Raw genomic sequence first — 22,986 nt, forward strand, 5'->3', positions numbered from 1 at the left:
GGGTGGCGGCTGCGCCTTACCCGGCCTACGACTACGACATCAAACTCACCTGTGCCGCCACGATCCGCCATCCGTAGGCAAACCGCACCCACGTCTGCTGCTGGCGGCCAATGCGTTCCGTCCCCTCGCGGGTAAACTCGGTGCTGCACACGGCATAATCCTCGCCGAAGGTGGTGATGACGGTGTGGCGCAACGTCCGCTGCAGCCCGGCGGCGGGGCGCGCCGCCCGAAAGGCGCGGATTTCATCAATCCCGTACAGGTTTTCACCCGCCCCCAGACGCACCGTGTTTTTGTCGTGCCAGAACAGCTCGTCCAGCACCGCAACGTTGTTGCTCACCAGCGCGTCTTCATAGCGATAAAACGCGGCGGTCACCTCGGCAACCACCCACGGCAGGTTAATGTCATCGTGATTCATCATGCGTCCACCTCCGCCGGACGGGCGTCGGCGATGCCGCTCTCTTCCAGCACGCGCGCGGCGCGCAGGCAGGCCTGCTCGTTAAACGGCGCGGCAATCAGCTGCAGGCCAATCGGCGCACCCTGTGCTGTGCGCAGCGGAACGGTGGTCACGGGCAGGCCCAGAAATGAAATCGGCTGGGTCAGCATCCCCATGCTGGCGCGAATGGGGAGCGGCTGACCGTTAATCTCCATGGTCTGCTCACCCGCGAGCGTGGCGCTGCGCGGCGTTGCCGGCGCGATCAGCACGTCGGCCTGCGCGAACAGGATTTTAAACGCCTGTCGGGCGTGCGCGCGAAACCGCTGGGCCTGAATGTACCAGGCGGAGGGGATCATCGCGCCTGCCAGCAGGCGTTCCCGGGAGTGCGGCTCAAAACGCTCGGGCTCGCGGCGAAGCGCGGGCAGGTACTGGTTTCCCCCTTCGGAGGCGCTGATGATAAACGCCGCGGAGCGCGCCAGTTCGGCGTCCGGGAACTGCAGCTCATCCCGCACGTCGAGCGCCTTCGCCGCCCGCGCCACGGCGTCTCTGGCATCCGCGTCGCACCAGGTGGTGAAGTAGCCGCCGAGCACCGCGCAGCGCAGGCCGTCAAGCCCGCGATCGAGGAGGGGGCGCGTCTGCTCGCGCGAGCTCTCTGCCTGAAAAGCGTCGCTGCTGTCCCGCCCCTGCAACGCATCGTAGACAGACGCCAGGTCGCACACGCGGCGGGCAAAGGGGCCGATATGATCCAGGCTCGCGACAAACGGATGGCTGCCGGATCGCGACAGGCGGCCAAAGGTGGGCTTCAGGCCATAGATGCCGCACAGGGAGGCCGGAACGCGAATCGAGCCGTTGGTGTCGGTGCCGAGCGAAAAGTGCACCAGCCCGGCGGCCACGGCGGCGGCCGAGCCGCCGGAAGACCCGCCCGCAATGCGCGCCAGATCGTGCGGGTTACGCGTCGTGCCGTAGTGGCTGTTTTCGGTCGTGAAGCCGTAGGCGTAGGCGTCCATATTCACCATCCCGGTCAGCAGCCCGCCCGCGCTGCGCAGCTGGCGCACCGCGAAGCTGTCAGCGGCCGCGGCGGGGCGCTGGCTGAACAGCTCTGCCCCGGCAAGGGTGGTGTGGCCGGCAACGTCGAACAGGTTTTTTACCGCGTAGGGCACGCCCGCCAGCGGGGGCAGGGGGCGCTTTTCGCGGCGCAGGGTGTCGATGCTCTCGGCCTCGGCGAGCATGCGCGCTTCCGTCACGGCGGTCCAGGCGCCGATCTGCGGGTTAACGCGCGCAATCGCCTCCAGCGTCTGGCGGGCAATTTCGCGAGCGCTCAGCTCGCCCGCGCCCAGCGCATGCTGGATCGCGCTGATACTCATCTCGTGTAGCCTCATGCTTTGTACACTCCTGCGATCTCCAGACGGTCATCGAGCGGCAGCGCCATCAGCGGGGCGGCCATGTTTGCTATGCGGCTGAACTGCACCTGCAGCTCGGCGCGGCGGGCATCGTCCAGCGTCACGCCGAGCACGGACTCCATTTGCGCAAGATACGCCTGCCAGTCGGGTTGTTGTGTCGTCATAGTTTTCTCCTCAGAATCCGGCGGCCGCGCCGTTGCTGCGCGGGTCACATGCCCCTTCGAACAGCCCGTTGGGGTGGCGGACAATCGCGCCCGCGTGGCCCATCGCTTCACTGAAGTCAGGGAACATTTCCACCTCGTGCCCGAGTGCCTGAAGCCGTGAGACTGTTTCAACGGTAAAGCGTCCTTCCAGCTTTAACGTGTCCGAGGTTTGTCCCCAGGTGCGCCCCAGCAGCCAGCGCGGGCGGGAAATGCTCTCCTGTAAAGGCACGCCCTGAATTGCGTAGCGGGTAAAAAGCGCGGCCTGGGTTTGCGGCTGTCCGTCACCGCCCATCGATCCGTAGACCATCACGCGCCCGTCCTTAAGACGCGCCGCCGCCGGGTTCAGGGTATGGAAGGGCTGTTTGCCCGGCGCGAGGGCCAGAAGATGATTGGGATCGAGGCTGAACGATGCGCCCCGGTTCTGCCAGACGATGCCGGTGTCGGGCAGCACAACGCCGCTGCCGAACTCGTGATAGATACTCTGGATAAACGACACGGCAAGCCCGCTGTTATCCATCACTCCCATCCACACCGTATCGCCGGGGCCTTTTCCGATGCCCCACGGCGCGGCGCGGCCGTCGTCAACCCTGTCGGCAAGCGCCTGCAGGGCGGCGGGATCCAGCAGACCCTGAATATCGGTTTTCAGCTCGCGCGGGTCGGTAATGTGGGCATCGCGCAGGCCAAAGGCCAGCTTGGTGGCTTCAACGATGCGGTGAATGGTATCGGCGTCGTCGGCCTCGGCCATGTTCAGGCGGTCGGTGATGCCGAGTATCGCCAGCGAGACCAGCCCCTGCGTCGGCGGGGTGTGGTTAAAGATCACCCCCTGCTGATGCTGCAGCCTCAGCGGCGCGGTGCGCCGGGCAGCGTGCGCGTTAAGATCGGCCAGCGTCACGGGCAGGCCCAGCGTCTCCATGCCGTGCGCCAGCACGTCCGCCAGCGGGCCGCGGTAAAAGCTGTCCAGACCGTCTTCCACCAGGCGCGTCAACGTCGTGGCCATGGCGGGCTGGTAAAAGCGGCTCCCGACCTGCGGCGGCTTACCGTCCACCAGCCAGGTTTCCGCAAAGCCTGGCACGTCCTTCAGCTCGTCGAATTTGCTGGCCGTGGCATGGGCCTGAGAGGCCGTAACCGGCGTGCCGTTTTGCGCATAGTCAATGGCGTCGGCCAGCAGGCGGGCCAGCGGCAGCGCCTTGCCGGTCAACTCGCGCGAGACCTTCAGCGCCTCGTCCCAGCCGCTCACCGTGCCGGCGACGGTCAGCGCCGCGCGGGGGCCGCGATGGGGGATATGCGCCAGACCGTCGTAGGCGTCGAGCGTTGCGCGCGATCCCGCCGCGCCGCTGGCATCAATGGCGACAGGTTCGCCTTCCGGCGGCACGATAAGCCAGAAGCCATCGCCGCCCAGCCCGTTCATGTGCGGATAAACCACGGCAACGGTGGCCGCCGCGGCGACCATCGCCTCTATCGCGCTGCCGCCTTCGCGCAGTACCGCCAGCGCGCTCTGGCTGGCAAGATGGTGGGGCGCAACGGCCATGCCGTGCGTGGAGACATTACTTTGCATAGAGAGTCCTCGTAACCCTGAAAGTCACAAGGCGCTGCAAAAGCTGTTCCAGTTCTGAAAGAAAAGTTTCAGTAAACTGGCACGTATAATGAATACGCATAATAAAAGGTACAATGTGATGAAACAAAAGTTACAGAGGCGCTATGGAACAACTGGATGAACGTCTGAAAGCACAGTACCCGTCGCTGTCGCCGCAGGAGCAGCGGGTGGCGGACTTTATTTTCGATCATTTTGACGATCTCATTAGCTACAACAGCGCCGAGCTGGCGCAGCTGAGCGGGGTGTCGAAAGCCACGGTTAGCCGCCTGTTTAAGCGTCTGGGCTATGAGAAATATAAGGACATGCGCGACGAGCTGCGCACCCTGCGCCAGAGCGGGATGCCGCTCACCGATAACCGCGACGCGGTTCAGGGGAACACGCTGCTGGCGCGCCACTATAAGCAGGAGATGGCGAACCTGACCCAGTGGGTCAATGCCCTCGACGCGCAGCAGTTTGCCGACGCGATGGCCTGCATGGTGAAGGCGCGGCGCATCGTCATTATCGGCATGCGTAACGCCTATCCGGCGGCGCTGCACCTGCGCCAGCAGCTGCTGCAGGCGCGCGGTCAGGTGCTGGTCCTGCCGCAGCCGGGGCAGAGCCTGAGCGAGGAGCTGGTGGATTTAACGCCGGACGATCTGGTGGTCATGATGGCCTTTCGCCGCCGCCCGCGCATCATCCGCCCGCTGATGCAGCAGCTTCAGAGCGGCGGTATTCCGGTGCTGCTGATGTGCGAGCCGCAGGCGCACAGCCTGTTTCCGCTGGCGAGCTGGCAGCTCTGCGCCCCGCTGGACAGCGTCTCGGCCTATGACAGCTACTCCTCGGTCAACAGCCTGATCAACCTGCTGGCAAACGCCTTCCTGCATGAAATTCTCGATAAAGGCCGTCCGCGCATTCACGAAATAGCCTCCCTCTACCAGCAGCTGGACGAACTCGAACAGCGATAATGGGGCATCAGGCTGGTGCTTTGCATTAAAATGGTGCATCTGACGAGGCGGGAAAGGATACGTTTTTTCGACCCGTCCGCGTTTATCAGGCTTCGCAAGAATATTTTCCGCTTCGCCCTATCTGGCACATTAGTTGCAAAATCACATTCAAAGAATCTTTTGTTTCATTTTAACGTTACGGGGAAGCACCATGAAAAAATTGTTGATTGCACTGGCCGGGGCCGCATGTCTCTTCACACAGCTGCCGGCAAAGGCTGACCAGCTTCAGGATATCGAGAAGCGCGGCACCATTCGCATTGCCGTTCCGCAGGACTTCCCGCCGTTTGGCTCGGTGGGGACCGATCTGCAGCCGCAGGGCTATGACATCGACATGGCGCGCTATCTGGCCAAACAGATGAAGCTCAAGCTGCAGCTGGTGCCGGTGACCAGCGCCAACCGCGTGCCGTACCTGCAAACCGATAAGGTGGATCTGGTCATTTCCAGCCTCGGTAAAAACCCGGAGCGCGAGAAGGTGATCGACTTCAGCCGCGCCTACGCGCCGTTCTTCCTCGGCGTGTTTGGCCCGAAAGGGGCCGAGCTGAAGGACGCCGCCGCGCTGAGCGGAAAAACCATCGGCGTGACGCGCGGGGCGGTGGAGGACATGGTGCTGACCGGCCTGGCGCCGAAAGACGCGGACGTGAAGCGCTACGAAGATAACAACACCACGCTCTCCGCCTACCTCTCCGGACAGGTGCAGTACGTGGCAACCGGCAACCTGGTGGTGGCGGCCATTTCGCGCCAGAACGCGGATAAAGCCCCGGTGCCGAGCTTTATGCTGAAAGATTCGCCGTGCTTTATTGGCCTGAAGAAAAACGAACCGGCCCTGAAGGCAAAGGTGGATGCGCTGATTGAGCAGGGCATCAAGGACGGCACGCTGAACGGCCTGTCCGAGCAGTGGCTGAAGGCCCCGCTGCCGGCCAACCTTGGCGCCTGAGCCGATGACTGAGCAACTTCATTTCTCCGCGCTCTGGCCGCACTGGCCGGAGCTGCTGGCGGGGCTGTGGGTCACTATTCAGCTGACGGTGATGGCGACCGTCGGCGGGCTGGCGATAGGGATTTTCGGGGCGGCGATCCGCAGCGGACGCACCACCTGGTTCAGCCGGATCTGGGGCGCGTACGTGGAAATCATCCGCAACACGCCGTTTGTGGTGCAGCTGTTTTTCATCGTCTTCGGCCTGCCGAATCTTGGGCTGAAGATGACGGCGGGGGAAGCGGCGCTGCTGGCCATGGTGGTGAACCTGGGCGCCTACAGCACCGAGATTATCCGCGCGGGCATTCAGGTCACGCCGAAAGGGCAGTGGGAAGCCGGACGCGTGCTGGGGCTGACCCGCCTGCAGACCTTTATCCGCGTGGTGCTGCCGCCCGCGCTGCAGCGCATTTACCCGGCGCTGGTGAGCCAGTGCATCATCGTGATGCTCGGCTCGTCGGTGGTGTCGCAGGTCTCGTATGAAGAGCTAACCTTCGCCGCCAACCTGATCCAGTCCAGAACGTTTCTGAGCTTTGAGGTTTATCTGGTGACAACCGGGATTTACTTAGCGCTGTCGATTACCCTGCGCCAGCTGATGATGGCGGCGGGACGCAAATGGCTGGGGGTGCAGGCATGATGACCACCTTTACCGACTGGGACATTATTCGCAACCTGCTGCTGGCCGGACGCTGGACGGTGCTGCTGTCGCTGGTGGCGTTTGTCGGCGGGGCGGCGGTGACGCTGCCGCTCCTGCTGCTGCGCCTGACGGGCGGGCGCACGGTCAGGCGCATCATCCGCGGCTATATTGAGCTGTTTCAGGGCACGCCGCTGCTGATGCAGCTGTTCCTGGCCTTCTTCGGCGTGGCGCTGTTCGGCATCGACGTCTCGCCGTGGACCGCCGCCTCGCTGGCGCTCACCTTCTACACCAGCGCGTTTCTGCTCGACATCTGGTTTGGCAGTATTCGCGCCTTGCCAAAAGGGCAGTGGGAAGCGTCGCGCTGTCTGGGGCTGACCTTCGGCCAGACCCTGTTTCGCGTCGTCGCCCCGCAGGCGCTGCGCATCGGTATCGCCCCGACGGTCGGCTTTGCCGTGCAGGTGATTAAAGGCACCGCGCTGGCGTCGATTATCGGTTTTATCGAGCTGACCAAGGCCGGGACCATGCTGACCAACGTGACGTATCAGCCGTTTAAGGTCTTTGCGCTGGTGGCGCTCGGCTACTTTATTCTGTGTTATCCGCTGTCGCGCTACAGCCGCTATCTGGAGACGAAATTCAATGCCTCTCATCACCATTAATCAGGTGCAGAAGTACTACGGCGATAACCACGTGCTCAAGGGCGTCGATCTGGATATCGACATGGGCCAGGTGATCTCCATTATCGGGCGCAGCGGATCGGGCAAAAGCACGTTGCTGCGCTGCATCAACGGACTGGAAGGCTATCAGGACGGCAGCATCAAGCTGGGCGGCATGACCATTACCGACCGGGATTCTCAGGCGCGCGAAATCAGCCGCTCGGTCGGGATGGTGTTTCAGAGCTTCAACCTGTTTCCGCACATGACGGCGCTGGAAAACGTGATGCTCGCCCCGCGTCGGGTGCTGAAGAAAAGCGCCGCCGAATGCCGCGATCTGGCGCAGCAGATGCTGGAGAAAGTGGGCTTAGGCGATCGTCTGGATTACTACCCGTCGAATCTCTCCGGCGGCCAGCAGCAGCGCGTGGCGATTGCCCGCGCGCTGGCCATGTCGCCGAAAGTTTTACTCTGCGACGAGATCACCTCCGCGCTCGACCCGGAGCTGGTGGGCGAAGTGCTCAAGGTGCTGGAGCAGCTGGCGGCCGAGGGGATGACGCTGATACTTGTTACCCATGAAATGAATTTTGCCCGCGAAGTGGGCGACCGCGTGGTGTTTATGCACCAGGGGAAAGTCTGGGAGCAGGGCGACAGCAAAACGCTGTTCGCCAACCCGCAGACCACGGAACTGAAGCAGTTCATCTCCTCCGTGCGCGGCCTCAACTGATAAGGACTTAACAATGGATATCGCACGCTTTCCGCAAATCAACCCGCCCCAGCGCCTGCTGATGGGGCCGGGCCCGATCAACGCCGACCCGCGCGTGCTGCGCGCCATGTCGAGCCAGCTGATCGGCCAGTACGATCCGGCCATGACCCACTACATGAACGAGGTGATGGCGCTCTATCGCGGGGTGTTCCGCACCGAGAACCGCTGGACGATGCTGGTGGACGGCACCTCCCGCGCGGGAATTGAAGCCATTCTGGTCTCCGCCATCCGCCCGGGAGATAAGGTGCTGGTGCCGGTCTTTGGCCGCTTTGGTCATCTGCTGTGCGAAATTGCCCGCCGCTGCCGCGCGGAAGTACATACCATCGAGGTGCCGTGGGGCGAGGTGTTTACCCCCGACCAGGTGGAGGATGCGATTAAGCGTGTTCGTCCGCGCCTGCTGCTGACGGTGCAGGGCGACACCTCCACCACCATGCTGCAGCCGCTCGCCGAGCTCGGCGCGATCTGCCGCCGCTACGACGTGCTGTTTTATACCGACGCCACCGCGTCGCTCGGCGGCAACGCGCTGGAGACCGACGCCTGGGGGCTGGACGCCGTCTCGGCCGGGATGCAGAAGTGCCTCGGCGGCCCGTCGGGCACCTCGCCGATCACCCTGAGCGCGCGCATGGAGGAGGCGATCCGCCGCCGCAAATGCGTTGAGGAGGGCATCCGCACCGACGCCCACCGCGACGGCGACGAGGAGATGATCTACTCCAACTATTTCGATCTCGGCATGGTGATGGACTACTGGGGGCCGGAGCGCCTTAACCACCATACCGAAGCCACCACCGCGCTATTTGGCGCCCGCGAGTGCGCGCGTCTGATCCTGCAGGAAGGGCTGGATAACGGCATTGCGCGCCACAGGCTGCACGGCGATGCGCTGCTGAAGGGCATTCAGGCGATGGGGCTGGAGACCTTCGGCGACCTGAAGCACAAGATGAACAACGTGCTGGGCGTGGTTATCCCGCAGGGCGTCAACGGCGACCAGGTGCGTAAGCTGATGCTGGAGGATTTCGGGATTGAAATCGGCACCTCGTTTGGTCCGCTGCACGGCAAAGTGTGGCGCATTGGCACCATGGGCTACAACGCGCGCAAAGACTGCGTGATGACCACCCTGAGCGCGCTGGAGTCGGTGCTGAACTACCTGAAATTCACCACCACGCAGGGTGCCGCCATGCAGGCCGCGTGGGACCACTATCGCCGCGAGACGCCGCAATGAGCCCGGCGGCAGAACGGGTGATGGCCCGCGCCGACGCGCTGGCCGCCATCAGCGAAACCCCGGATGCGCTGACGAGGGTTTATCTCTCCACCCAGCATCTGCAGGCCAACCAGCTGGTGGGGCAGTGGATGAGCCAGGCGGGAATGACCGTCTGGCAGGACAGCGTGGGCAACATCTGTGGACGCTATGAGGGCGCGCAGGAAGGGGCGCAGGCGGTGCTGCTCGGCTCGCATCTCGATACCGTGCGCAACGCCGGGCGCTACGACGGCATGCTCGGGGTGCTCACCGCCATTGAGGTGGTGGACAGCCTGCACCAGCAGGGGGTGCATCTGGCCCAGGCCATCGAGATTGTCGGCTTTTGCGACGAAGAGGGAACCCGCTTCGGCATTACGCTGTTAGGCAGCCGGGGGCTGACGGGCACCTGGCCGCAGGGCTGGCTGGAAAAAGCCGACTCCAGCGGGATCAGCGTGGCGCAGGCGATGACCCTGATGGGGCTCGATCCTGCCCGCGTGCTGCATGCCGCGCGCCGTCAGGAGGATTTCAGCGCCTATCTGGAGCTGCATATTGAGCAGGGGCCGTGCCTTGAGCAGGAGGCGCTCGCCCTTGGCGTGGTGGAAGCCATTAACGGCGCGCGTCGTCTGAACTGCCGCTTTACCGGCGAGGCCGGGCACGCGGGAACCGTGCCGATGCTCCACCGCAGGGACGCCCTGGCCGCCGCCGCCGAGTGGATAGTTATCATTGAAAACGCTACCCGACAGCAGGGCGGCAACCTGGTGGCGACGGTTGGCGAGCTGCGCTGCCTGCCGGGGGCGGTGAACGTGATCCCCGGCGAGGTTCAGCTCTCGCTGGATATTCGCGGGCCGCAGGATGCGCCGCTGGATCGGTTGCTTAACGACCTGCTGGAACATGCGCAGGCGATCGCCTCGCGCCGCGGTCTGGACTTCAGCGCCGAGGAGTTTTACCGCATTGCCGCCACGCCGTGCGATATCCACCTGCAAAAGGTGCTGGGGGAGGCCGTTACATCGGTACAGAGTCGCTCGCTATCGCTGCCCAGCGGTGCGGGACACGACGCGATTGCCATCGCGGAACGCTGGCCGGTCGGCATGCTGTTTGTGCGCTGCAAAGGGGGCGTCAGCCACCATCCGGCGGAATCGGTGATGGCTGAAGATGTCGCCCTGGCGATTGAGGCGTTTTCGCGAGCGGTGATCCAACTGGCGGACCGCGTTACTCCAGCCCCAGCGTATATTGCGCGATCTTGAAGTAGATAATCAGCCCGGTGCCGTCGATAAGCGTCGCGATAAACGGCGCGGAGACGACCGCCGGGTCAATGCCGCAGCGCTTGAGCACCATCGGAATGACCGACGACACAATCGCACTCCACAGCGTAATGCACACCAGCGTCAGGCTGACGATAAGCGTAATTTCCAGCCCAATCCCCATCATCCAGGCGCGAATGCACCCGGCGATACCGAGCGTGGCGGCAATCATCAACGAGGTGGTCATCTCTTTACGCAGCACGCGGCCAACGTCGCGCAGGCGGACTTCCCCCAGCGCCATGGCGCGCACCAGCGTGGAGGTGATCTGCGTCCCGCTGTTACCGCCCGTGCCGATCAGCAGCGGAATAAAGAACGCCAGCGCGATGGCGGACTCCAGCGCCTCTTCAAAATGCTGGATCACCGAGCTGGTGTAGGCCTCCGCGACAAACAGCAGCAGCAGCCAGACGGAGCGTTTCTTCCACAGGCTATACGGGCTGGTGTCCAGATAGGGCTTCTCCAGCGGCAGCGTCGCCCCCTGAAGCTGGGCGTCTTCGGTGACGTCATCTTCCAGCAGGTGGGCGATTTCGCGCTCGGTCAGGCAGCCGACGAGCTTGCCGTGGGTGACCACGGGCACCACGTCCGCGCCGCCGTGCGCCAGCAGTCCGGCAACGTCGGCACGTTCGTCCTCCGGTTTGACCTGCAAAAACTGCGAAATCATCAGCGATTTCACCGGCTGTACCGTATCGGCGGTTTGCAGCAATTTACGTACGGCAATCATGCCCGCCAGGCGGCCATTGTCTTCAATAAAAATATGAGACGGAATATCGTCGTCTTTTAATTTTTCGAAGAATTGCTCGCGCGCCAGCGCCACGCATAATGAAATATCGAGGACAATAAAATCGGTATTCATATATTGCGCGATCGCGCTGTCATTGAATGCCAGGTTCTGGTTGTGAATAGCGTAAGACATAGTGAATTCCCTTTGAATAATAACATCTCTCAGGGGCGAGCAAGACAGGGCATGTCGAAGAGGAGATCCCCACGTCCTGGGTTCAGCACTGTACACCGTATCCCACGAGGGAAGTTATACTGACAAAGCCTTGATTCGACAGTGCCTGTTTTACCCTGTGCCGGTTCTCTCGAACCTACCAGAGCGATAACGTGTATTTGTACAGGAGCCTCGCCATAACGAGATCGTTGTAAAACGAGAGGAATAATACGCTTATTTAAATTTACCGCTCAGGAAATTAAATAATGTTTAAGAACGGTTTAGACGATTTTTATTAATAAAATGTTGAGGGTTTATTTAAGTTAATTCATTTCTAATGAAGGATTAAATAATCAACGGAGGAGAGGATAATGGCGTGGTTTGATAATCTGCTGAATCATTTTGCGCTGTATCCGGCACATCTTTTCGCGCTGTTATTTGTGATGGCGCTGAGTAAATCGACGGTGCTAGTCTCCTCCGTGCTGCCGCCCGCCTCGGTGATGCTGCTGGCGGGCATTACCGTCAGCCAGGCGAGCATGCATCCTGCGCTGGCGTGGCTGGCCGTGGTGCTAGGGGCAACGGCGGGTTCGGTGCTGAACTACCATATCGGCCAGCTGATGGGGCACACCCGGCTGGTCACGCGTTTTACCTCAAAGCATGCCGATAAGTTCTTGCGGGTACAGCATCAGCTGCAAAAGAACGGCGTCATCGTGCTGTTTACGTCGCGTTTTCTGGCGGTGTTGCGCTACATCGTGCCGCTGGCGGCGGGCATGCTCAGGCTGAGTGCAGTCAAGGTCTACGCCGTCAGCCTGCTTTCCGCCTGCGCATGGGCGGCGCTGTATGTCGGCATCGTCACCGGCATCAGCGCCTTTTGAGTTACAAACTCCCCATTCCGCCGTCGACCAGCAGCTCCGTTCCCACCGTGTAGCTCGACTCGTCGGAGGCCAGATAGAGCGCGGCTTTTGCCAGCTCCGTCGTCGAGCCCATTCTGCCCAGCGGCACCAGCTTGATGATCTCCGCCATCATCGCGTTAAGCGCCTCGTCGCTTAAGCCCGTCTTCGTAAACGCCGGGGTTTCCACCGGACCGGGGCTCAGGCCGTTGACGCGGATCCCGCGCGGCAGCAGCTCCGCCGACAGCGTGCGCGCCAGCGACAGCAGGGCGGCCTTGCTCGCGGCATACACGCTGCTGGTCGGCAGGCCGATGCGCGCGCTCACCGAGCCGCAGAGGATCACCGACGACGGGTTATTCAGCAGCGGCAGCAGCGCCTGAATTAAAAAGAACGGTCCCTTCAGGTTGATGCCCATCAGGCGGTCCCAGGCATCCTCCTGCCAGGCTTCCAGCGGCGCGTGCGTCACGTCACCGGCGTTGAGAAACACCGCGTCCAGGCGTGGCCAGCGGGCGGCGAGGGTTTCCGCCAGCGCTTTTTGCGAGGCGATATCTCCCGCATCGGTCGGGATCACCCAGGCCTTATCGCCAAGAATACGTTCTGCTTCGGCGAGGGTGTCCGGGTTGCGTCCGGTCACGGCGACGCGCGCGCCTTCGGCGATAAACGCCTGCGCGGTGGCGAGGCCGATGCCGCTGGTACCGCCGGTAATCAGCGTATATTTATCTGTTAAACGACCCATGTTCTTCTCCTGAAATGTCTCTGGAGAAAGCACTATAGAAACGTTAGTATCGAAAGGAAACCAGGTACCAAATGGATACTAAAGAGGCAAGAGGTGTGCTATGGCAGAAATGCTGGAGGTGTGCTGTGAAAAAAAATCTGAGGCGTATACCTGCCCGATGACGCAGTTTGTGAACCTGATATCCGGTAAGTGGGCGATCCCCATTTTGTACCGTCTGATTGTGTTCAACACGCCCGTACGCTTTGGCGATCTGCTGCGGGCGGCCACACCCATCACTCAGAAAGAATTGACCAAGCAGCTGCGCCTGTTTGAGCAGCGCGGGCTGGTGACGCGGACGGTCTACCCGGAGATCCCGCCGCGCGTGGAGTATCAGATTACCGCGCTGGGGTTAACCCTGCAGGACGCACTCTCCCCGCTGGCCGCCTGGATGAGCGAGTACGGCGACCAGCTTGAGCGTTAGGCTACTGTTTTGCGTAGCGCGGTGCCGGAATGCCGGTGCGCGCGCTGTTAAACAGCTCAAGACGCGCCGCTTCGTAGCGATCCCACAGGCCGGCGTCATGCATCGGCGGGATGGTGATCGGTTCACCCTGATCCAGACCCGCCAGCGACGCATCCACCATATCGTCGGTGGTCATCACCGATCCTTCCGGCAGATCGTTCACCGTGACGCCCGAATGGCTCCAGATTTCCGTCGCCGTGGCGGCGGGCAGCACGGCCTGAATGCGCACGTTGCTGTCGGCAAATTCTTCCTGTAACCCACGGGTAAAGCTCAACACCCACGCCTTGGTGGCGCTGTAGAGCGCGCTGCCCGCCCGGACGTGCAGGGCCAGCACGGACGCGATATTGATCAGCGTGCCGCGATTGTTCTGCGCCAGGCGCGGCAGGATGGCGTAGGTCAGACGCATCAGCGCCGTGGTGTTCAGGGTGTTAATGGCCTGATGCTGCGCCACATCGCCCGCGAGGAACGGCGCCATCTGCGCGGTGCCCGCGTTGTTAATGAGCGTATCAATCGCGGTATTGCTGCGCAGCGCCTCTTCCACGGCGCGGATCCCGGCTTCATCGGTAAGATCGGCCACCAGAATATCGACGGCCACGCCGTAGCGCGCGCGAAGGTCGGCGGCAAGGGTTTTCAGGCGATCTTCGCGACGGGCGACCAGTACCAGGTTAGCGCCGCGCGCGGCAAGGCGATCGGCATAAACGGCACCAATCCCGGAAGAGGCACCCGTAATCAGGGCGGTGGTGATTTGCGTAGTCATCGTGTGTTACCTCAGGGCAAAGTGGGGTATTTGGTTTCAAGATGAAACTAAATAAACTCTCTGCTATTTGGTTTTATAATGCAACCATATTTGCGAGCATTTTGTGCTGTTGCCGTCGGGAACGTTTAGGAGGGGAGTTTTGCCACGATCTCTTCAGGCGTCAGTTCGCGCCCATCGTCGGCGATAAGCGCCAGCTTGCGCAGGGGTTTGCGCTGTTCAGCATCGACCAGCACGGTGCCGCATTCGTTATCCGCAAACAAAAATTCATTGCCCCACTGGGAGAGGGCAACCAGCACCGTTTGCAGGGCACGCCCTTTCTCGGTCAGGACGTACTCCTGCCAGGCGCTGCCGTCGGACGCGGGTTGAAGCCGGAGGATCCCTTCGTCGACCAGCAGTTTTAGCCGCGTGGTCAGCATGTTTTTCGCGATGCCGAGGCTTTTCTGGAACTCGCCGAAGCGCTTAATTCCGCGCAGCGCGTCGCGAACAATCAGCAGCGACCACCAGTCGCCGATGATATCCAGCGAACGGGCGACGGGGCAGGTGCTCTCTTCGAGGCGGGTACGTTTCACGGTCAATTCTCCGGTGGGGTGTGGTTTTATTATAAAACTTATTGGTGCACACCGTAAGCACGTTAATCATCAGTTTGAGAAATGCTTCCCGGAAAATTGTCACGAATCTGTCACAATGAACGCGACATTTTAAAACGAGTGAGGAATTAGGGATGAAAAAAGCACTACTCGCGCTGGCAGTCGCCGGTTCCATTTCAGCAACGTTTGGCGTGCAGGCGCAAGAGACGCCGGAAGGGTATCAGCTGGAGCAAGTTTTAATCATGAGTCGCCATAACCTGCGCGCGCCGCTCGCCAATAACGGTAGCGTGCTGGAGCAGTCCACGCCGAAGCAGTGGCCGGAGTGGGAGGTGCCGGGCGGTCAGCTCACCACCAAGGGCGGCGTGCTGGAAGTCTATATGGGCCATTACATGCGCGAGTGGCTGGCGCAGCAGGGGATGGTGAAGACGGGAGAATGCCCAGCGGCGGATAGCGTTTATGCTTACGCCAACAGCCTGCAGCGTACCGTCGCGACCGCGCAGTTCTTCATCACCGGCGCGTTCCCGGGATGCGACGTTCCCGTGCACCATCAGGAAAAAATGGGCACCATGGATCCGACCTTTAATCCGGTGATTACCGATAACTCGCCGGAATTTCGCGAAAAAGCGCTCAAGGCGATGGAGTCCGAGCGGCAGAAAATGCAGCTGGGCGAAAGCTATAAGCTGCTTGAGCAGATGACGAACTACGCGGATTCCCCGTCCTGCAAAGAGAAAAAGGTCTGCTCGCTGGCTGACGCGAAAGATACCTTCAGCGCCGACTATGAAAAAGAGCCTGGCGTATCCGGGCCGCTGAAGGTGGGTAACTCGCTGGTGGACGCGTTCACGCTGCAGTATTACGAAGGCTTCCCGGCCGACCAGGTGGCCTGGGGCGAAATCAAAACCGACCAGCAGTGGCGCGTGTTGTCGAAGCTGAAGAACGGCTATCAGGACTCGCTGTTTACCTCCACCGAAGTGGCGCAAAACGTGGCGAAGCCGCTGGTGAAGTACATTGATAAAACGCTGGTCACCGAACAGGCAAAAGCGCCGAAAATCACCCTGCTGGTGGGGCACGACTCGAACATTGCTTCCCTGCTGACGGCCCTGGATTTCAAACCCTATCAGCTGCACGACCAGCAGGAGCGCACCCCAATTGGCGGCAAGATTGTTTTCCAGCGCTGGCATGACAAAAATGCCAACCAGGAGCTGATGAAAATTGAGTATGTCTACCAGAGCTCAGAGCAGCTGCGTAACGCCAGCGTGCTGTCGCTGCAGTCGCCCGCGCAGCGCGTGACGCTGGAGCTGAAAGGCTGCCCGGTGGATGCGAACGGCTTCTGTCCTGTCGATAAATTCAATGCGGTGATGAATAACGCGGCGAAGTAAAAGAGAACCCCCCGCTGCGGCGGGGGGAAACGCTTAGACGTTTTTACGTTCGATGGTTTGCTCGCCCCAGAAGAGCGAGTCTTTATCCGTTTTTTCGAAGGCGCGCACCAGCACCTCATCGTTACCTTCCTCCCAAATCTGCTCGGCCAGCTTTTCATCGTACTTCGCGACTTCAAAGATAGCTTCGGCAATCTCCGGAGAGGTGTTGCGTAAACTTGCCCATTCGCCCACGTGGTGAGCTTTGGATTCTTGAGTTGGCATGCTTGTCCTCCTGTTGGGTGTTAGCCGTTCAGTTTTTTGGCCAGACCCGCGACGTATTCACCCTGATAGCGGGCGATAGACAGTTCTTCATTGCTTGGCTGACGTGAGCCATCCCCACCGGCAATGGTGGTTGCGCCGTACGGCGTACCGCCACGCACCTGGGAAATGTCAAACAGCTCCTGGGCGCCGTAGCCAATCGGCACAATCACCATCCCGTGATGAGCAAGGGTAGTCCAGGTTGAGGTAATCGTCTGCTCCTGACCGCCGCCGGTGCCGGTAGAGCTGAATACGCTGGCGAGTTTGCCGTAGAGCGCCCCGGATGCCCAAAGTCCGCCGGTTTGATCGAGGAAGGTGCGCATCTGGCCCGACATATTGCCGAAGCGGGTCGGTGTGCCGAAGATAATGGCATCATAGTCCGCCAGCTCCTGCGGGGTGGCGACCGGGGCGTTTTGCGTTTTCCCCCCGGCTTTCAGGAAGGCTTCCGCCTGCATGGTTTCCGGTACGCGTTTCACCACAACCTCAACGCCATCAACCCTGTTCGCACCTTCTGCAACCGCGTGAGCCATGGTTTCAATGTGTCCATACATGGAATAATAGAGCACCAGAACTTTTGCCATTTTGCATCACTCCTCGTTGGTTTTTCTGACAGCGGATCGCTGCGTTCTTTTAAAGATATGCCATCACAGCCAGACTGCAAAAATGAACGGCATTTCTTTGATTTATAACAATATGGTTACAAAAAGGCTTTGTAGCAAAATGAAACAACTTTTTGGCAGCTGATTTTTGAAATGATAAGAAAGGCTTATGAATTGCCGCCGCGTCATCTCACCCGAAAGGCTGAGTTCATGTTGCAGAATATTACCTGCGGCTTGCCGGATAGCGGCATTCCACTAAGCTTAGTTTCACGCGGCACAGATAAAGGCACTGTCCTTGTGTTGCGAGGTGAAAGAATCCTCTTTTACTGAATGCAATATGATGTCTAATGTTTCACATTCTGGAGGTTAGAGATGGCAAACCATCGTGGTGGTTCAGGTAATTTCGCAGAAGACCGTGAAAGAGCATCAGAAGCAGGCCGTAAAGGTGGCCAGCATAGCGGGGGCAACTTCAAGAATGACCCGCAACGCGCATCTGAAGCTGGCAAGAAAGGGGGGAAAAACAGCCACGGCAGCAGTAAGTAACACGCCGGGTTGAACCCTGCCGCCGGGATCTCCCGGCGGTTTTTTTATTTCTGCAACATTGAACTGTAACCAAAGGCAACGCACACTAGAGAATTGATCTTAACCGCGAGTGCCGCATGTCTGTCTCACGTTTCAAATTCTCCGTTAAACCGCAGGAAGCCATCCTGATTCTCATCACCATGTTCTGGGGCGGGACGTTTCTGGCCGTTCAGTACGCGGTGACCCTTAGCGATCCGTTCTTTTTTGTTGGTCTGCGCTTTGCAACGGCGGCGATAGCCGTGGGACTGATATCCCTTAACACGCTGCGGGGTCTGACGCTCAAAGAACTTAAGGCCGGCGTGGCGATTGGGGTGGCGATAGCGATGGGCTACAGCCTGCAGACATGGGGATTGCAGACCATCTCCAGCAGTAAATCCGCGTTTATCACCGCCATGTATGTGCCGCTGGTGCCGCTGCTGCAGTGGCTGTGCCTGGGGCGGCTGCCGGGGCTGATGTCCTGTATTGGCATCGTGCTGGCGTTTATCGGCCTGATCTTACTGGCCGGGCCGGAAAACAACCTGCTTGCGCTGGGGCCGGGCGAAATCATCACCCTGATAGGGGCGATTGCCATTGCGGCGGAAATTATTCTGATTAGCGCCTGGGCAGGCAAGGTCGACGTCAAACGGGTAACGGTGGTGCAGCTCGCCACGGCGTCGCTGGTGGCGTTTGCGACGATGGTGCCGGCAGGCGAGTCCGTGCCGCCGATGTCCACCGGCCTGGTGGTGGTCGCACTGGGGCTGGGTATTTTCAGCGCCATTATTCAGGTCACCATGAACTGGGCGCAGCGCAGCGTATCGCCAACCCGCGCGACGGTGATTTATACCGGTGAACCGGTCTGGGCGGGGATTTTCGGACGCATTGCAGGTGAGCGTTTGCCGCTTCTGGCGCTGGTGGGAGCGGCATTTATTGTCGCCGGGGTGCTGGTGAGCGAGTTAAAGCTCAGAAAGCGTCGGACTGAGGTCAGGGATTTGACGGCAAAAGAAGGTTTAGATTGAAAAAATGGACAGGCTTATTTACGATGCGTACGGATAAATACCGTACACGGTGATGTAAACCATGCCAGCACTTAAAAAACAGCGTATCGATCTTCGCTTAACGGACGAAGACAAAACAATGATTGAAGAAGCGGCGGCGATGACGAACCAAACGATCACCCAGTTTATGGTGAACAGTGCGTCAGAGCGTGCTGCAGAGGTCATTGAGCAGCATCGTCGTCTCGTATTAAACGAAGCATCATGGACTGCGGTGATGGATGCCATCGACAATCCGCCTGAGCCAAATGAACGCCTGAAACGAGCAGCAAAACGGCTTCGAAACATGGAGTGAAGCGCCGTGGAGAATCTCACGATCGAAATGTTATCAGAGGGAACCGATTATGACTTCGAGGATTTTGATTGTGGCGAACCCTCGCTAAATGCCTTCCTTGCTGAACATCTGGTGCGTCAGCACAATGGGCGTATTTTACGAGCCTACCTGCTTAAAGAGCGCGATCGTCCGCGTGTCCTGGGTTATTACACGTTATCGGGAAGCTGTTTTGAAAGAGCGATGCTTCCTTCTAAGACTCAGCAGCGCCGAATCCCTTATATCAACGTACCCAGCGTGACGCTGGGACGTCTGGCTGTAGATAAAACACTACAGGGAAACGAGTGGGGAACAACGCTCGTTGCGCATGCTATGCGCGTTGTCTACCTGGCTTCACAGGCTGTGGGGGTACACGGAATATTTGTTGATGCCCTTAACGAGCGGGCAAAACGATTTTATCTGAAGCAGGGCTTTATCCCGCTGACAGCTGAAAACAGCCATTCTTTGTTCTTCCCTACAAAATCTATCGAACGGCTGTTTGAGCAAGAGTGATTGCTTTACTACCTGTTGTTCTGAAGGAATGTACACGTCGGGTGAGGCCTGGCCGTCACCCGACATGGTGATTTCACGAATCCTGATGCACTACGGCGCCCTGCGGCGCGGCGGCCATCCGGCGGCTCAGCAGGGCGTTAAGCAGAATTGCTCCAAAGGTCGCCGTGCCAATCCCGCCAATCGTAAACCCGCCCAGCGTCAGGGCAAAATCGCCTGCGCCCAGCACCAGCGTGACCGCCACCATAATCAGGTTGCCGTTCTGGCTGAGATCGACGCGATGCCGTACCCAGATGCGCGCGCCGGCCACGGCGATCAGCCCAAACACCACAATCGATGCCCCGCCGATAACCGGGGACGGAATGGTGTGGATCAGCGCGCCGAACTTCGGTGAGAAGCCGAGCAGCATCGCCATCACCGCCGCCGCCACGAAGACCAGCGTCGAGTAGACCTTGGTTACCGCCATCACGCCGATGTTTTCAGCATAGGTGGTGACGCCGCTGCCGCCTACGGAACCGGAGAGCATGGTCGCCAGCCCGTCACCGACGAACGCGCGGCCCATGTACGGATCCATGCTGCGCCCGGTCATCCCCGCAACCGCCTTCAGGTGGCCTAAGTTCTCCGCCACCAGGATCACCGCCACCGGTGCGATAAGCATCATCGCCTGGGTGTTAAAGGTGGGCGAGGTCACCTTCGGCAGGCCGAACCAGGCGGCCTGATGGAGCAGGGTAAAGTCAACCGGCTTGCCCAGACCGAAAACATTAGCCAGCAGGGCGTAGACCAGACAGGCGACAATCAGCCCAACCAGGATCAGCAGACGCTGGATCATGCCCCGCGTGAACACCGCCACCAGGCCGATGCACAGCACCGTGATCACCGCCATCCAGCTTTCAAACGGCGAGGCGGAGACGCTCCTGACCGCAATTGGCGCGAGGTTGAGGCCAATTGCCATTACCACGGCGCCCGTCACGACGGGAGGCATCATTCGCTCGATCCAGCGCGTGCCGATTTTCATCACCACCAGACCAATCAGGGTGTACACCAGGCCGCAGGCAATGATGCCGCCGAGGGCCACGCTCAGGTTGGGGTTGATCCCCTGGCCGTTAAACCCGGTGGTGGCGATGACGACGCCGACAAAGGCGGCGCTGGAGCCGAGATAGCTGGGCACGCGCCCGCCGGTGACGAAAAAGAACAGCAGCGTGCCGATACCCGACATCAGAATAGACAGGTTGGGATCGAGTCCCATCAGCATCGGCATCAACACCGTGGCGCCAAACATGGCGACCGCGTGCTGAACGCCCATCACCATCGTCTGCCCGAGCGGGAGACGTTCATCCGGCGCGACCACGCCTGCTTCTGTGGAGGTCGATTTCAACTGCCAGTGGGGAAATCCGAACATGGTCTGTCTCCTTAAGGCGGGTTAACAGGCGGGTCGCATAAGCGCGTGGTAGCCGCGGTCAAACCACACCAGCCCTTGCGGCGCGGGGTGGCGAATAATCGAAATAATGTCGCAAAACAGAATGTCGTGGGTGCCGACGCTCACCACCTGGCTGATGCGGCAGTCAAACGAGGCCAGCGCATCTTCCAGACGCGGACAGCCCGTGTCGCCCGTCTGCCAGCGGGCGGCGGCAAAGCGTTCCGCCATCGGCGTTTTACCGCCAAACAGGTTAGATAAAGGCTCCTGTCCGGCGCTCAGCGTATTCACGCAAAGGGTGCGGTTTTCGCTAAACGTTGGCCAGACGGACGCACCGCGGTTCAGGCACACCAGCAGGGTGGGCGGTGAATCCGTGACGCTGCACACCGCGCTGGCGGTGAAGCCTGCCATCCCCGCCGGGCCGTCGGTGGTGATGATGTTGACCGCCGCGCCAACGCAGGCCATGGCGTCGCGAAAGGTTTGTTTATCCGGTGATGTCATCATCGCTCCTTACGCCAGCCCGCAGGCGTCGTCAAAGTCCAGGCGCGGCAGGCGCCCGTAAAGTTTGCGGGTATCGCCATAGCCTATGTTGATCAGCAGATTGCTTTTAAGCGTCGTGCCGGTGAAAAAGGCTTCGTCGACCTTTTGGCGGTCAAATCCCGACATCGGGCCGGTGTCCAGCCCCAGGGCGCGACAGGCGAAAATCAGGTAAGCGGCCTGCATTGAGCTGTTGCGAAAGGCAGTCTCTTCCGCATGCGCGGGGCTGGTGGTGAACCAGCTCTTTGCATCGCCGTGCGGGAACAGCTCGGGCAGGCGCTCGTAGAATTCACCGTCCCAGGCAATAATCGCCGTGACCGGAGCGGTGAGCGTTTTCTCGAGGTTACCGCTGGAGAGCGCCGGGCGCAGCTTCTCTTTTCCCTCCGCGCTTCGCACAAACACAATCCGTGCCGGGGAGCAATTGGCGGACGTGGGCCCCCATTTCATCAGGTTGTAGATTTCGCGCAGCGTTTCGTCGCTGACGGGCATATCCTGCCAGCCGTTATGGGTGCGCGCGCCGGTGAACAGCGTTTCCAGCGCGGCGGGGGTAATGGCTTCGCTCATTAAAGCTCCTTATACAGCGGGTTCCGGGCTGTGCAGCAGGCTGGCCAGCCCGTTCAGCAGCAGGGTGTTGAAGGTATCCGGCTCGGTGACGTTGCAGGCATGCCCGCCCTGGCGCATCACCACGCTGTGGCTGTGCGGGATTGCCGCCTGCAGTTCAGACGAACAAACAGCGGGCACCAGCATGTCGTCGGCAGAACAGACGATCTGTACCGGGCAGCGAATGCGCGCGGCATGGCGGCTGAAGTCGGCCTTTTTCAGGGCGCTGAGCCTGTGCAGCAGGTTGGTTTTGCCCTGGAAATGGGCCAGCGCCAGCGCTTCTTCGGCCTCCAGACGGGGCGCGCGGGCGGCCATCCAGTCCGCCGGGTAGAGAAACAGCGGCTGCGCCTCGACCCACGCCTGTGCGCCGCCGTAATGCAGCAGGCGCTCGCGGATCTGAAAGCAGCGGCGGGTGTGGGCGTTGAGGGTCAACCAGCCGTTGACGCACACCAGCGCGGTGAGGGCGTCGGGCCTGTCGAGGGCCAGCTGCAGGCCGACCAGCGCCCCCAGCGCGTGACCCACGACGCTGTAGCGGACAATCCCGGCTTCAGCCAGCGCCTGGGCCAGCTCGTGCGCCATCTGCGCAAGGCTGTACCCTTCCGGCAGGGTGGCGGGGTTATTGCCCGTTCCCCGCTGGTCATAGCACACCACCTGATATTCCGGCTCCAGCGCGGCCAGCTGGGGCAGCCAGTAGCTGCCGCTGCCGCCGAGACCGGAAATAAAGACCACCACGGGCGCGCCCTCGTACGGGGGCGGCGAGACGGAAAGTTTCATACCTGCCTCACTTCGCGATGTGCGCAACGGTGGCGATCTCAACCAGCGCCTCTGGCTTCACCAGCCCGCACTGAATGCAGAACCGCGCCGGTTTATCGCCGGGGAAGAACTCGGCGTAAATCTCGTTAATCGCGGCGTAGTTTTTCCAGTCGGTGATAAAGATGCTGTTGAAGGTCACGTCCTCCATCGTGCCACCCGCCGTTTCGATCACGGTTTTGATCGTCTCCAGCACGTGGCGGGTTTGCGCCTTTGGGTCGTTGATAAACACCACGTTGTTGTCTTTATCAAACGGCAGCGTGCCGGAGACATACACCACGCCGTCGGCGAGGGTGCCGGGAACAAACGGGGCAATCGGCGTGCTGGTGCCCGGCGGAATAATCACGGATTTTGGCATCAG

General features: G+C 60.7%; 29 protein-coding genes and 1 riboswitch. Of the genes, 14 read left to right on the top strand and 15 right to left on the bottom strand.

All coding sequences use genetic code 11. The features are described from left to right. Positions 1-31 precede the first annotated feature (31 nt). The 4 genes from hpxZ to hpxW are packed head-to-tail and all read right to left on the bottom strand — an operon-like array spanning position 32 to position 3,591. Entirely contained in the window at positions 32-418 is a 387-nt protein-coding gene (hpxZ, locus tag USF70_RS03520; protein ID WP_045354537.1) for an oxalurate catabolism protein HpxZ, read from the bottom strand. Beyond that, the gene (locus tag USF70_RS03525; RefSeq protein ID WP_320735276.1) at positions 415-1,812 is read right to left on the bottom strand and encodes an AtzE family amidohydrolase; all 1,398 of its coding nucleotides are present in this window, start codon (positions 1,810-1,812) and stop codon (positions 415-417) included. The genes hpxZ and USF70_RS03525 overlap by 4 nt, the downstream gene beginning before the upstream one ends. After that, complete coding sequence (gene hpxX, locus USF70_RS03530; protein WP_033145148.1) at positions 1,809-1,997, bottom strand: oxalurate catabolism protein HpxX; 189 nt, start codon at positions 1,995-1,997, stop codon at positions 1,809-1,811. The genes USF70_RS03525 and hpxX overlap by 4 nt, the downstream gene beginning before the upstream one ends. Positions 1,998-2,007: 10 nt before the next feature. Next, positions 2,008-3,591: an oxamate amidohydrolase gene (hpxW, locus tag USF70_RS03535; RefSeq protein ID WP_320735277.1), complete on the bottom strand. Its 1,584-nt coding sequence runs from the start codon at positions 3,589-3,591 to the stop codon at positions 2,008-2,010. Between the two features lie 143 nt (positions 3,592-3,734). Here hpxW and hpxU point away from each other — a divergent pair, with 143 nt between their 5' ends. The 7 genes from hpxU (at position 3,735) to hpxK (ending at position 10,105) form a co-directional block, all read left to right on the top strand. After that, on the top strand, positions 3,735-4,574 hold the full coding sequence (gene hpxU, locus USF70_RS03540; protein WP_318591884.1) for a MurR/RpiR family transcriptional regulator HpxU: 840 nt from the start codon (positions 3,735-3,737) through the stop codon (positions 4,572-4,574). 190 nt (positions 4,575-4,764) lie between these two features. Next, positions 4,765-5,547 carry a transporter substrate-binding domain-containing protein gene (locus tag USF70_RS03545; RefSeq protein ID WP_023311064.1) on the top strand — a complete coding sequence of 261 codons (783 nt, stop codon included), beginning with the start codon at positions 4,765-4,767 and terminating at the stop codon, positions 5,545-5,547. 4 nt (positions 5,548-5,551) lie between these two features. After that, a complete protein-coding gene (locus tag USF70_RS03550; RefSeq protein ID WP_087822307.1) occupies positions 5,552-6,217 on the top strand; it encodes an amino acid ABC transporter permease in 666 nt (221 codons plus the stop codon). Then, positions 6,217-6,873, top strand: coding sequence for an amino acid ABC transporter permease (locus tag USF70_RS03555; RefSeq protein WP_071884868.1), 657 nt, complete (start codon positions 6,217-6,219; stop codon positions 6,871-6,873). The genes USF70_RS03550 and USF70_RS03555 overlap by 1 nt, the downstream gene beginning before the upstream one ends. Beyond that, positions 6,854-7,591 carry an amino acid ABC transporter ATP-binding protein gene (locus USF70_RS03560; protein WP_217072755.1) on the top strand — a complete coding sequence of 246 codons (738 nt, stop codon included), beginning with the start codon at positions 6,854-6,856 and terminating at the stop codon, positions 7,589-7,591. Before USF70_RS03555 ends, USF70_RS03560 begins: the two co-directional genes overlap by 20 nt. 13 nt (positions 7,592-7,604) lie before the next feature. Beyond that, positions 7,605-8,846: a pyridoxal-phosphate-dependent aminotransferase family protein gene (locus USF70_RS03565; protein WP_232938300.1), complete on the top strand. Its 1,242-nt coding sequence runs from the start codon at positions 7,605-7,607 to the stop codon at positions 8,844-8,846. Next, positions 8,843-10,105, top strand: a complete 1,263-nt coding sequence (gene hpxK, locus USF70_RS03570; RefSeq protein WP_320735278.1) for an allantoate amidohydrolase — start codon at positions 8,843-8,845, stop codon at positions 10,103-10,105. The genes USF70_RS03565 and hpxK overlap by 4 nt, the downstream gene beginning before the upstream one ends. Here the strand turns inward: hpxK and USF70_RS03575 are convergent. Then, positions 10,071-11,072 carry a magnesium transporter gene (locus USF70_RS03575; RefSeq protein ID WP_029741838.1) on the bottom strand — a complete coding sequence of 334 codons (1,002 nt, stop codon included), beginning with the start codon at positions 11,070-11,072 and terminating at the stop codon, positions 10,071-10,073. The genes hpxK and USF70_RS03575 overlap by 35 nt on opposite strands. 60 nt (positions 11,073-11,132) lie before the next feature. Continuing rightward, positions 11,133-11,302, bottom strand: a riboswitch (M-box (ykoK) riboswitch). Positions 11,303-11,461: 159 nt separating this feature from the next. On the opposite strand from USF70_RS03575, the gene USF70_RS03580 reads away from it, so the two are divergent. Beyond that, entirely contained in the window at positions 11,462-11,965 is a 504-nt protein-coding gene (locus tag USF70_RS03580; protein WP_320735279.1) for a DedA family protein, read from the top strand. A 1-nt stretch (position 11,966) separates the two neighbouring features. Here USF70_RS03580 and USF70_RS03585 read toward each other — a convergent pair whose 3' ends face one another. Then, positions 11,967-12,716 (bottom strand): SDR family oxidoreductase, encoded by a 750-nt coding sequence (locus USF70_RS03585; protein WP_029741836.1) that lies wholly within the window; start codon positions 12,714-12,716, stop codon positions 11,967-11,969. A 100-nt stretch (positions 12,717-12,816) separates the two neighbouring features. On the opposite strand from USF70_RS03585, the gene USF70_RS03590 reads away from it, so the two are divergent. Then, a complete protein-coding gene (locus USF70_RS03590; protein ID WP_047061537.1) occupies positions 12,817-13,176 on the top strand; it encodes a winged helix-turn-helix transcriptional regulator in 360 nt (119 codons plus the stop codon). 1 nt (position 13,177) lies between these two features. On the opposite strand, the gene USF70_RS03595 is transcribed toward USF70_RS03590, so the two are convergent. Continuing rightward, complete coding sequence (locus USF70_RS03595) at positions 13,178-13,972, bottom strand: SDR family NAD(P)-dependent oxidoreductase (protein ID WP_224978722.1); 795 nt, start codon at positions 13,970-13,972, stop codon at positions 13,178-13,180. 125 nt (positions 13,973-14,097) lie between these two features. Further along, a complete protein-coding gene (locus tag USF70_RS03600; RefSeq protein ID WP_202760829.1) occupies positions 14,098-14,541 on the bottom strand; it encodes a winged helix-turn-helix transcriptional regulator in 444 nt (147 codons plus the stop codon). Between the two features lie 152 nt (positions 14,542-14,693). Between USF70_RS03600 and agp the strand changes: the two genes are divergently transcribed. After that, positions 14,694-15,935: a bifunctional glucose-1-phosphatase/inositol phosphatase gene (gene agp, locus USF70_RS03605; RefSeq protein WP_033145159.1), complete on the top strand. Its 1,242-nt coding sequence runs from the start codon at positions 14,694-14,696 to the stop codon at positions 15,933-15,935. Between the two features lie 33 nt (positions 15,936-15,968). On the opposite strand, the gene USF70_RS03610 is transcribed toward agp, so the two are convergent. Both USF70_RS03610 and wrbA read right to left on the bottom strand, forming a co-directional pair. After that, on the bottom strand, positions 15,969-16,196 hold the full coding sequence (locus tag USF70_RS03610) for a YccJ family protein (protein ID WP_008499832.1): 228 nt from the start codon (positions 16,194-16,196) through the stop codon (positions 15,969-15,971). 20 nt (positions 16,197-16,216) lie between these two features. Further along, on the bottom strand, positions 16,217-16,813 hold the full coding sequence (wrbA, locus tag USF70_RS03615; RefSeq protein ID WP_023311076.1) for an NAD(P)H:quinone oxidoreductase: 597 nt from the start codon (positions 16,811-16,813) through the stop codon (positions 16,217-16,219). A gap of 390 nt (positions 16,814-17,203) precedes the next feature. On the opposite strand from wrbA, the gene USF70_RS03620 reads away from it, so the two are divergent. The 4 genes from USF70_RS03620 (at position 17,204) to USF70_RS03635 (ending at position 19,267) form a co-directional block, all read left to right on the top strand. Then, the gene (locus USF70_RS03620; protein ID WP_023311077.1) at positions 17,204-17,374 is read left to right on the top strand and encodes a general stress protein; all 171 of its coding nucleotides are present in this window, start codon (positions 17,204-17,206) and stop codon (positions 17,372-17,374) included. A 116-nt stretch (positions 17,375-17,490) separates the two neighbouring features. Then, positions 17,491-18,408, top strand: coding sequence for a DMT family transporter (locus tag USF70_RS03625; protein ID WP_211437834.1), 918 nt, complete (start codon positions 17,491-17,493; stop codon positions 18,406-18,408). Between the two features lie 61 nt (positions 18,409-18,469). Then, entirely contained in the window at positions 18,470-18,739 is a 270-nt protein-coding gene (locus USF70_RS03630) for a DUF1778 domain-containing protein (RefSeq protein ID WP_023311079.1), read from the top strand. A 27-nt stretch (positions 18,740-18,766) separates the two neighbouring features. Beyond that, positions 18,767-19,267, top strand: coding sequence for a GNAT family N-acetyltransferase (locus USF70_RS03635; protein ID WP_172421424.1), 501 nt, complete (start codon positions 18,767-18,769; stop codon positions 19,265-19,267). Between the two features lie 73 nt (positions 19,268-19,340). On the opposite strand, the gene rutG is transcribed toward USF70_RS03635, so the two are convergent. Genes rutG through rutC form a run of 5 tightly spaced genes read right to left on the bottom strand, consistent with a single transcriptional unit; the run spans position 19,341 to position 22,983 of the window. Beyond that, positions 19,341-20,663, bottom strand: coding sequence for a pyrimidine utilization transport protein G (rutG, locus tag USF70_RS03640; protein WP_320735280.1), 1,323 nt, complete (start codon positions 20,661-20,663; stop codon positions 19,341-19,343). Positions 20,664-20,684: 21 nt separating this feature from the next. Continuing rightward, entirely contained in the window at positions 20,685-21,179 is a 495-nt protein-coding gene (gene rutF, locus USF70_RS03645) for an NADH-dependent FMN reductase RutF (RefSeq protein ID WP_032658088.1), read from the bottom strand. Positions 21,180-21,188: 9 nt separating this feature from the next. Beyond that, on the bottom strand, positions 21,189-21,779 hold the full coding sequence (locus USF70_RS03650) for a malonic semialdehyde reductase (RefSeq protein WP_033145164.1): 591 nt from the start codon (positions 21,777-21,779) through the stop codon (positions 21,189-21,191). Positions 21,780-21,788: 9 nt separating this feature from the next. Then, positions 21,789-22,589: a pyrimidine utilization protein D gene (rutD, locus tag USF70_RS03655; RefSeq protein ID WP_320735281.1), complete on the bottom strand. Its 801-nt coding sequence runs from the start codon at positions 22,587-22,589 to the stop codon at positions 21,789-21,791. 7 nt (positions 22,590-22,596) lie between these two features. Continuing rightward, the gene (gene rutC, locus USF70_RS03660; RefSeq protein WP_010429508.1) at positions 22,597-22,983 is read right to left on the bottom strand and encodes a pyrimidine utilization protein C; all 387 of its coding nucleotides are present in this window, start codon (positions 22,981-22,983) and stop codon (positions 22,597-22,599) included. Positions 22,984-22,986 lie beyond the last annotated feature (3 nt).

The organism is Enterobacter sp. 237C8 (genome assembly GCF_034106865.1).
Lineage (GTDB): Bacteria > Pseudomonadota > Gammaproteobacteria > Enterobacterales > Enterobacteriaceae > Enterobacter > Enterobacter asburiae_B.

Coding starts and splice junctions, on each gene's coding strand:
- hpxZ (WP_045354537.1), bottom strand. CDS start 418: ATGATGAATCACGATGACATTAACCTGCCGTGGGTGGTTGCCGAGGTG.
- USF70_RS03525 (WP_320735276.1), bottom strand. CDS start 1,812: ATGAGGCTACACGAGATGAGTATCAGCGCGATCCAGCATGCGCTGGGC.
- hpxX (WP_033145148.1), bottom strand. CDS start 1,997: ATGACGACACAACAACCCGACTGGCAGGCGTATCTTGCGCAAATGGAG.
- hpxW (WP_320735277.1), bottom strand. CDS start 3,591: ATGCAAAGTAATGTCTCCACGCACGGCATGGCCGTTGCGCCCCACCAT.
- hpxU (WP_318591884.1), top strand. CDS start 3,735: ATGGAACAACTGGATGAACGTCTGAAAGCACAGTACCCGTCGCTGTCG.
- USF70_RS03545 (WP_023311064.1), top strand. CDS start 4,765: ATGAAAAAATTGTTGATTGCACTGGCCGGGGCCGCATGTCTCTTCACA.
- USF70_RS03550 (WP_087822307.1), top strand. CDS start 5,552: ATGACTGAGCAACTTCATTTCTCCGCGCTCTGGCCGCACTGGCCGGAG.
- USF70_RS03555 (WP_071884868.1), top strand. CDS start 6,217: ATGACCACCTTTACCGACTGGGACATTATTCGCAACCTGCTGCTGGCC.
- USF70_RS03560 (WP_217072755.1), top strand. CDS start 6,854: ATGCCTCTCATCACCATTAATCAGGTGCAGAAGTACTACGGCGATAAC.
- USF70_RS03565 (WP_232938300.1), top strand. CDS start 7,605: ATGGATATCGCACGCTTTCCGCAAATCAACCCGCCCCAGCGCCTGCTG.
- hpxK (WP_320735278.1), top strand. CDS start 8,843: ATGAGCCCGGCGGCAGAACGGGTGATGGCCCGCGCCGACGCGCTGGCC.
- USF70_RS03575 (WP_029741838.1), bottom strand. CDS start 11,072: ATGTCTTACGCTATTCACAACCAGAACCTGGCATTCAATGACAGCGCG.
- USF70_RS03580 (WP_320735279.1), top strand. CDS start 11,462: ATGGCGTGGTTTGATAATCTGCTGAATCATTTTGCGCTGTATCCGGCA.
- USF70_RS03585 (WP_029741836.1), bottom strand. CDS start 12,716: ATGGGTCGTTTAACAGATAAATATACGCTGATTACCGGCGGTACCAGC.
- USF70_RS03590 (WP_047061537.1), top strand. CDS start 12,817: ATGGCAGAAATGCTGGAGGTGTGCTGTGAAAAAAAATCTGAGGCGTAT.
- USF70_RS03595 (WP_224978722.1), bottom strand. CDS start 13,972: ATGACTACGCAAATCACCACCGCCCTGATTACGGGTGCCTCTTCCGGG.
- agp (WP_033145159.1), top strand. CDS start 14,694: ATGAAAAAAGCACTACTCGCGCTGGCAGTCGCCGGTTCCATTTCAGCA.
- USF70_RS03610 (WP_008499832.1), bottom strand. CDS start 16,196: ATGCCAACTCAAGAATCCAAAGCTCACCACGTGGGCGAATGGGCAAGT.
- wrbA (WP_023311076.1), bottom strand. CDS start 16,813: ATGGCAAAAGTTCTGGTGCTCTATTATTCCATGTATGGACACATTGAA.
- USF70_RS03620 (WP_023311077.1), top strand. CDS start 17,204: ATGGCAAACCATCGTGGTGGTTCAGGTAATTTCGCAGAAGACCGTGAA.
- USF70_RS03625 (WP_211437834.1), top strand. CDS start 17,491: ATGTCTGTCTCACGTTTCAAATTCTCCGTTAAACCGCAGGAAGCCATC.
- USF70_RS03630 (WP_023311079.1), top strand. CDS start 18,470: ATGCCAGCACTTAAAAAACAGCGTATCGATCTTCGCTTAACGGACGAA.
- USF70_RS03635 (WP_172421424.1), top strand. CDS start 18,767: ATGTTATCAGAGGGAACCGATTATGACTTCGAGGATTTTGATTGTGGC.
- rutG (WP_320735280.1), bottom strand. CDS start 20,663: ATGTTCGGATTTCCCCACTGGCAGTTGAAATCGACCTCCACAGAAGCA.
- rutF (WP_032658088.1), bottom strand. CDS start 21,179: ATGACATCACCGGATAAACAAACCTTTCGCGACGCCATGGCCTGCGTT.
- USF70_RS03650 (WP_033145164.1), bottom strand. CDS start 21,779: ATGAGCGAAGCCATTACCCCCGCCGCGCTGGAAACGCTGTTCACCGGC.
- rutD (WP_320735281.1), bottom strand. CDS start 22,589: ATGAAACTTTCCGTCTCGCCGCCCCCGTACGAGGGCGCGCCCGTGGTG.
- rutC (WP_010429508.1), bottom strand. CDS start 22,983: ATGCCAAAATCCGTGATTATTCCGCCGGGCACCAGCACGCCGATTGCC.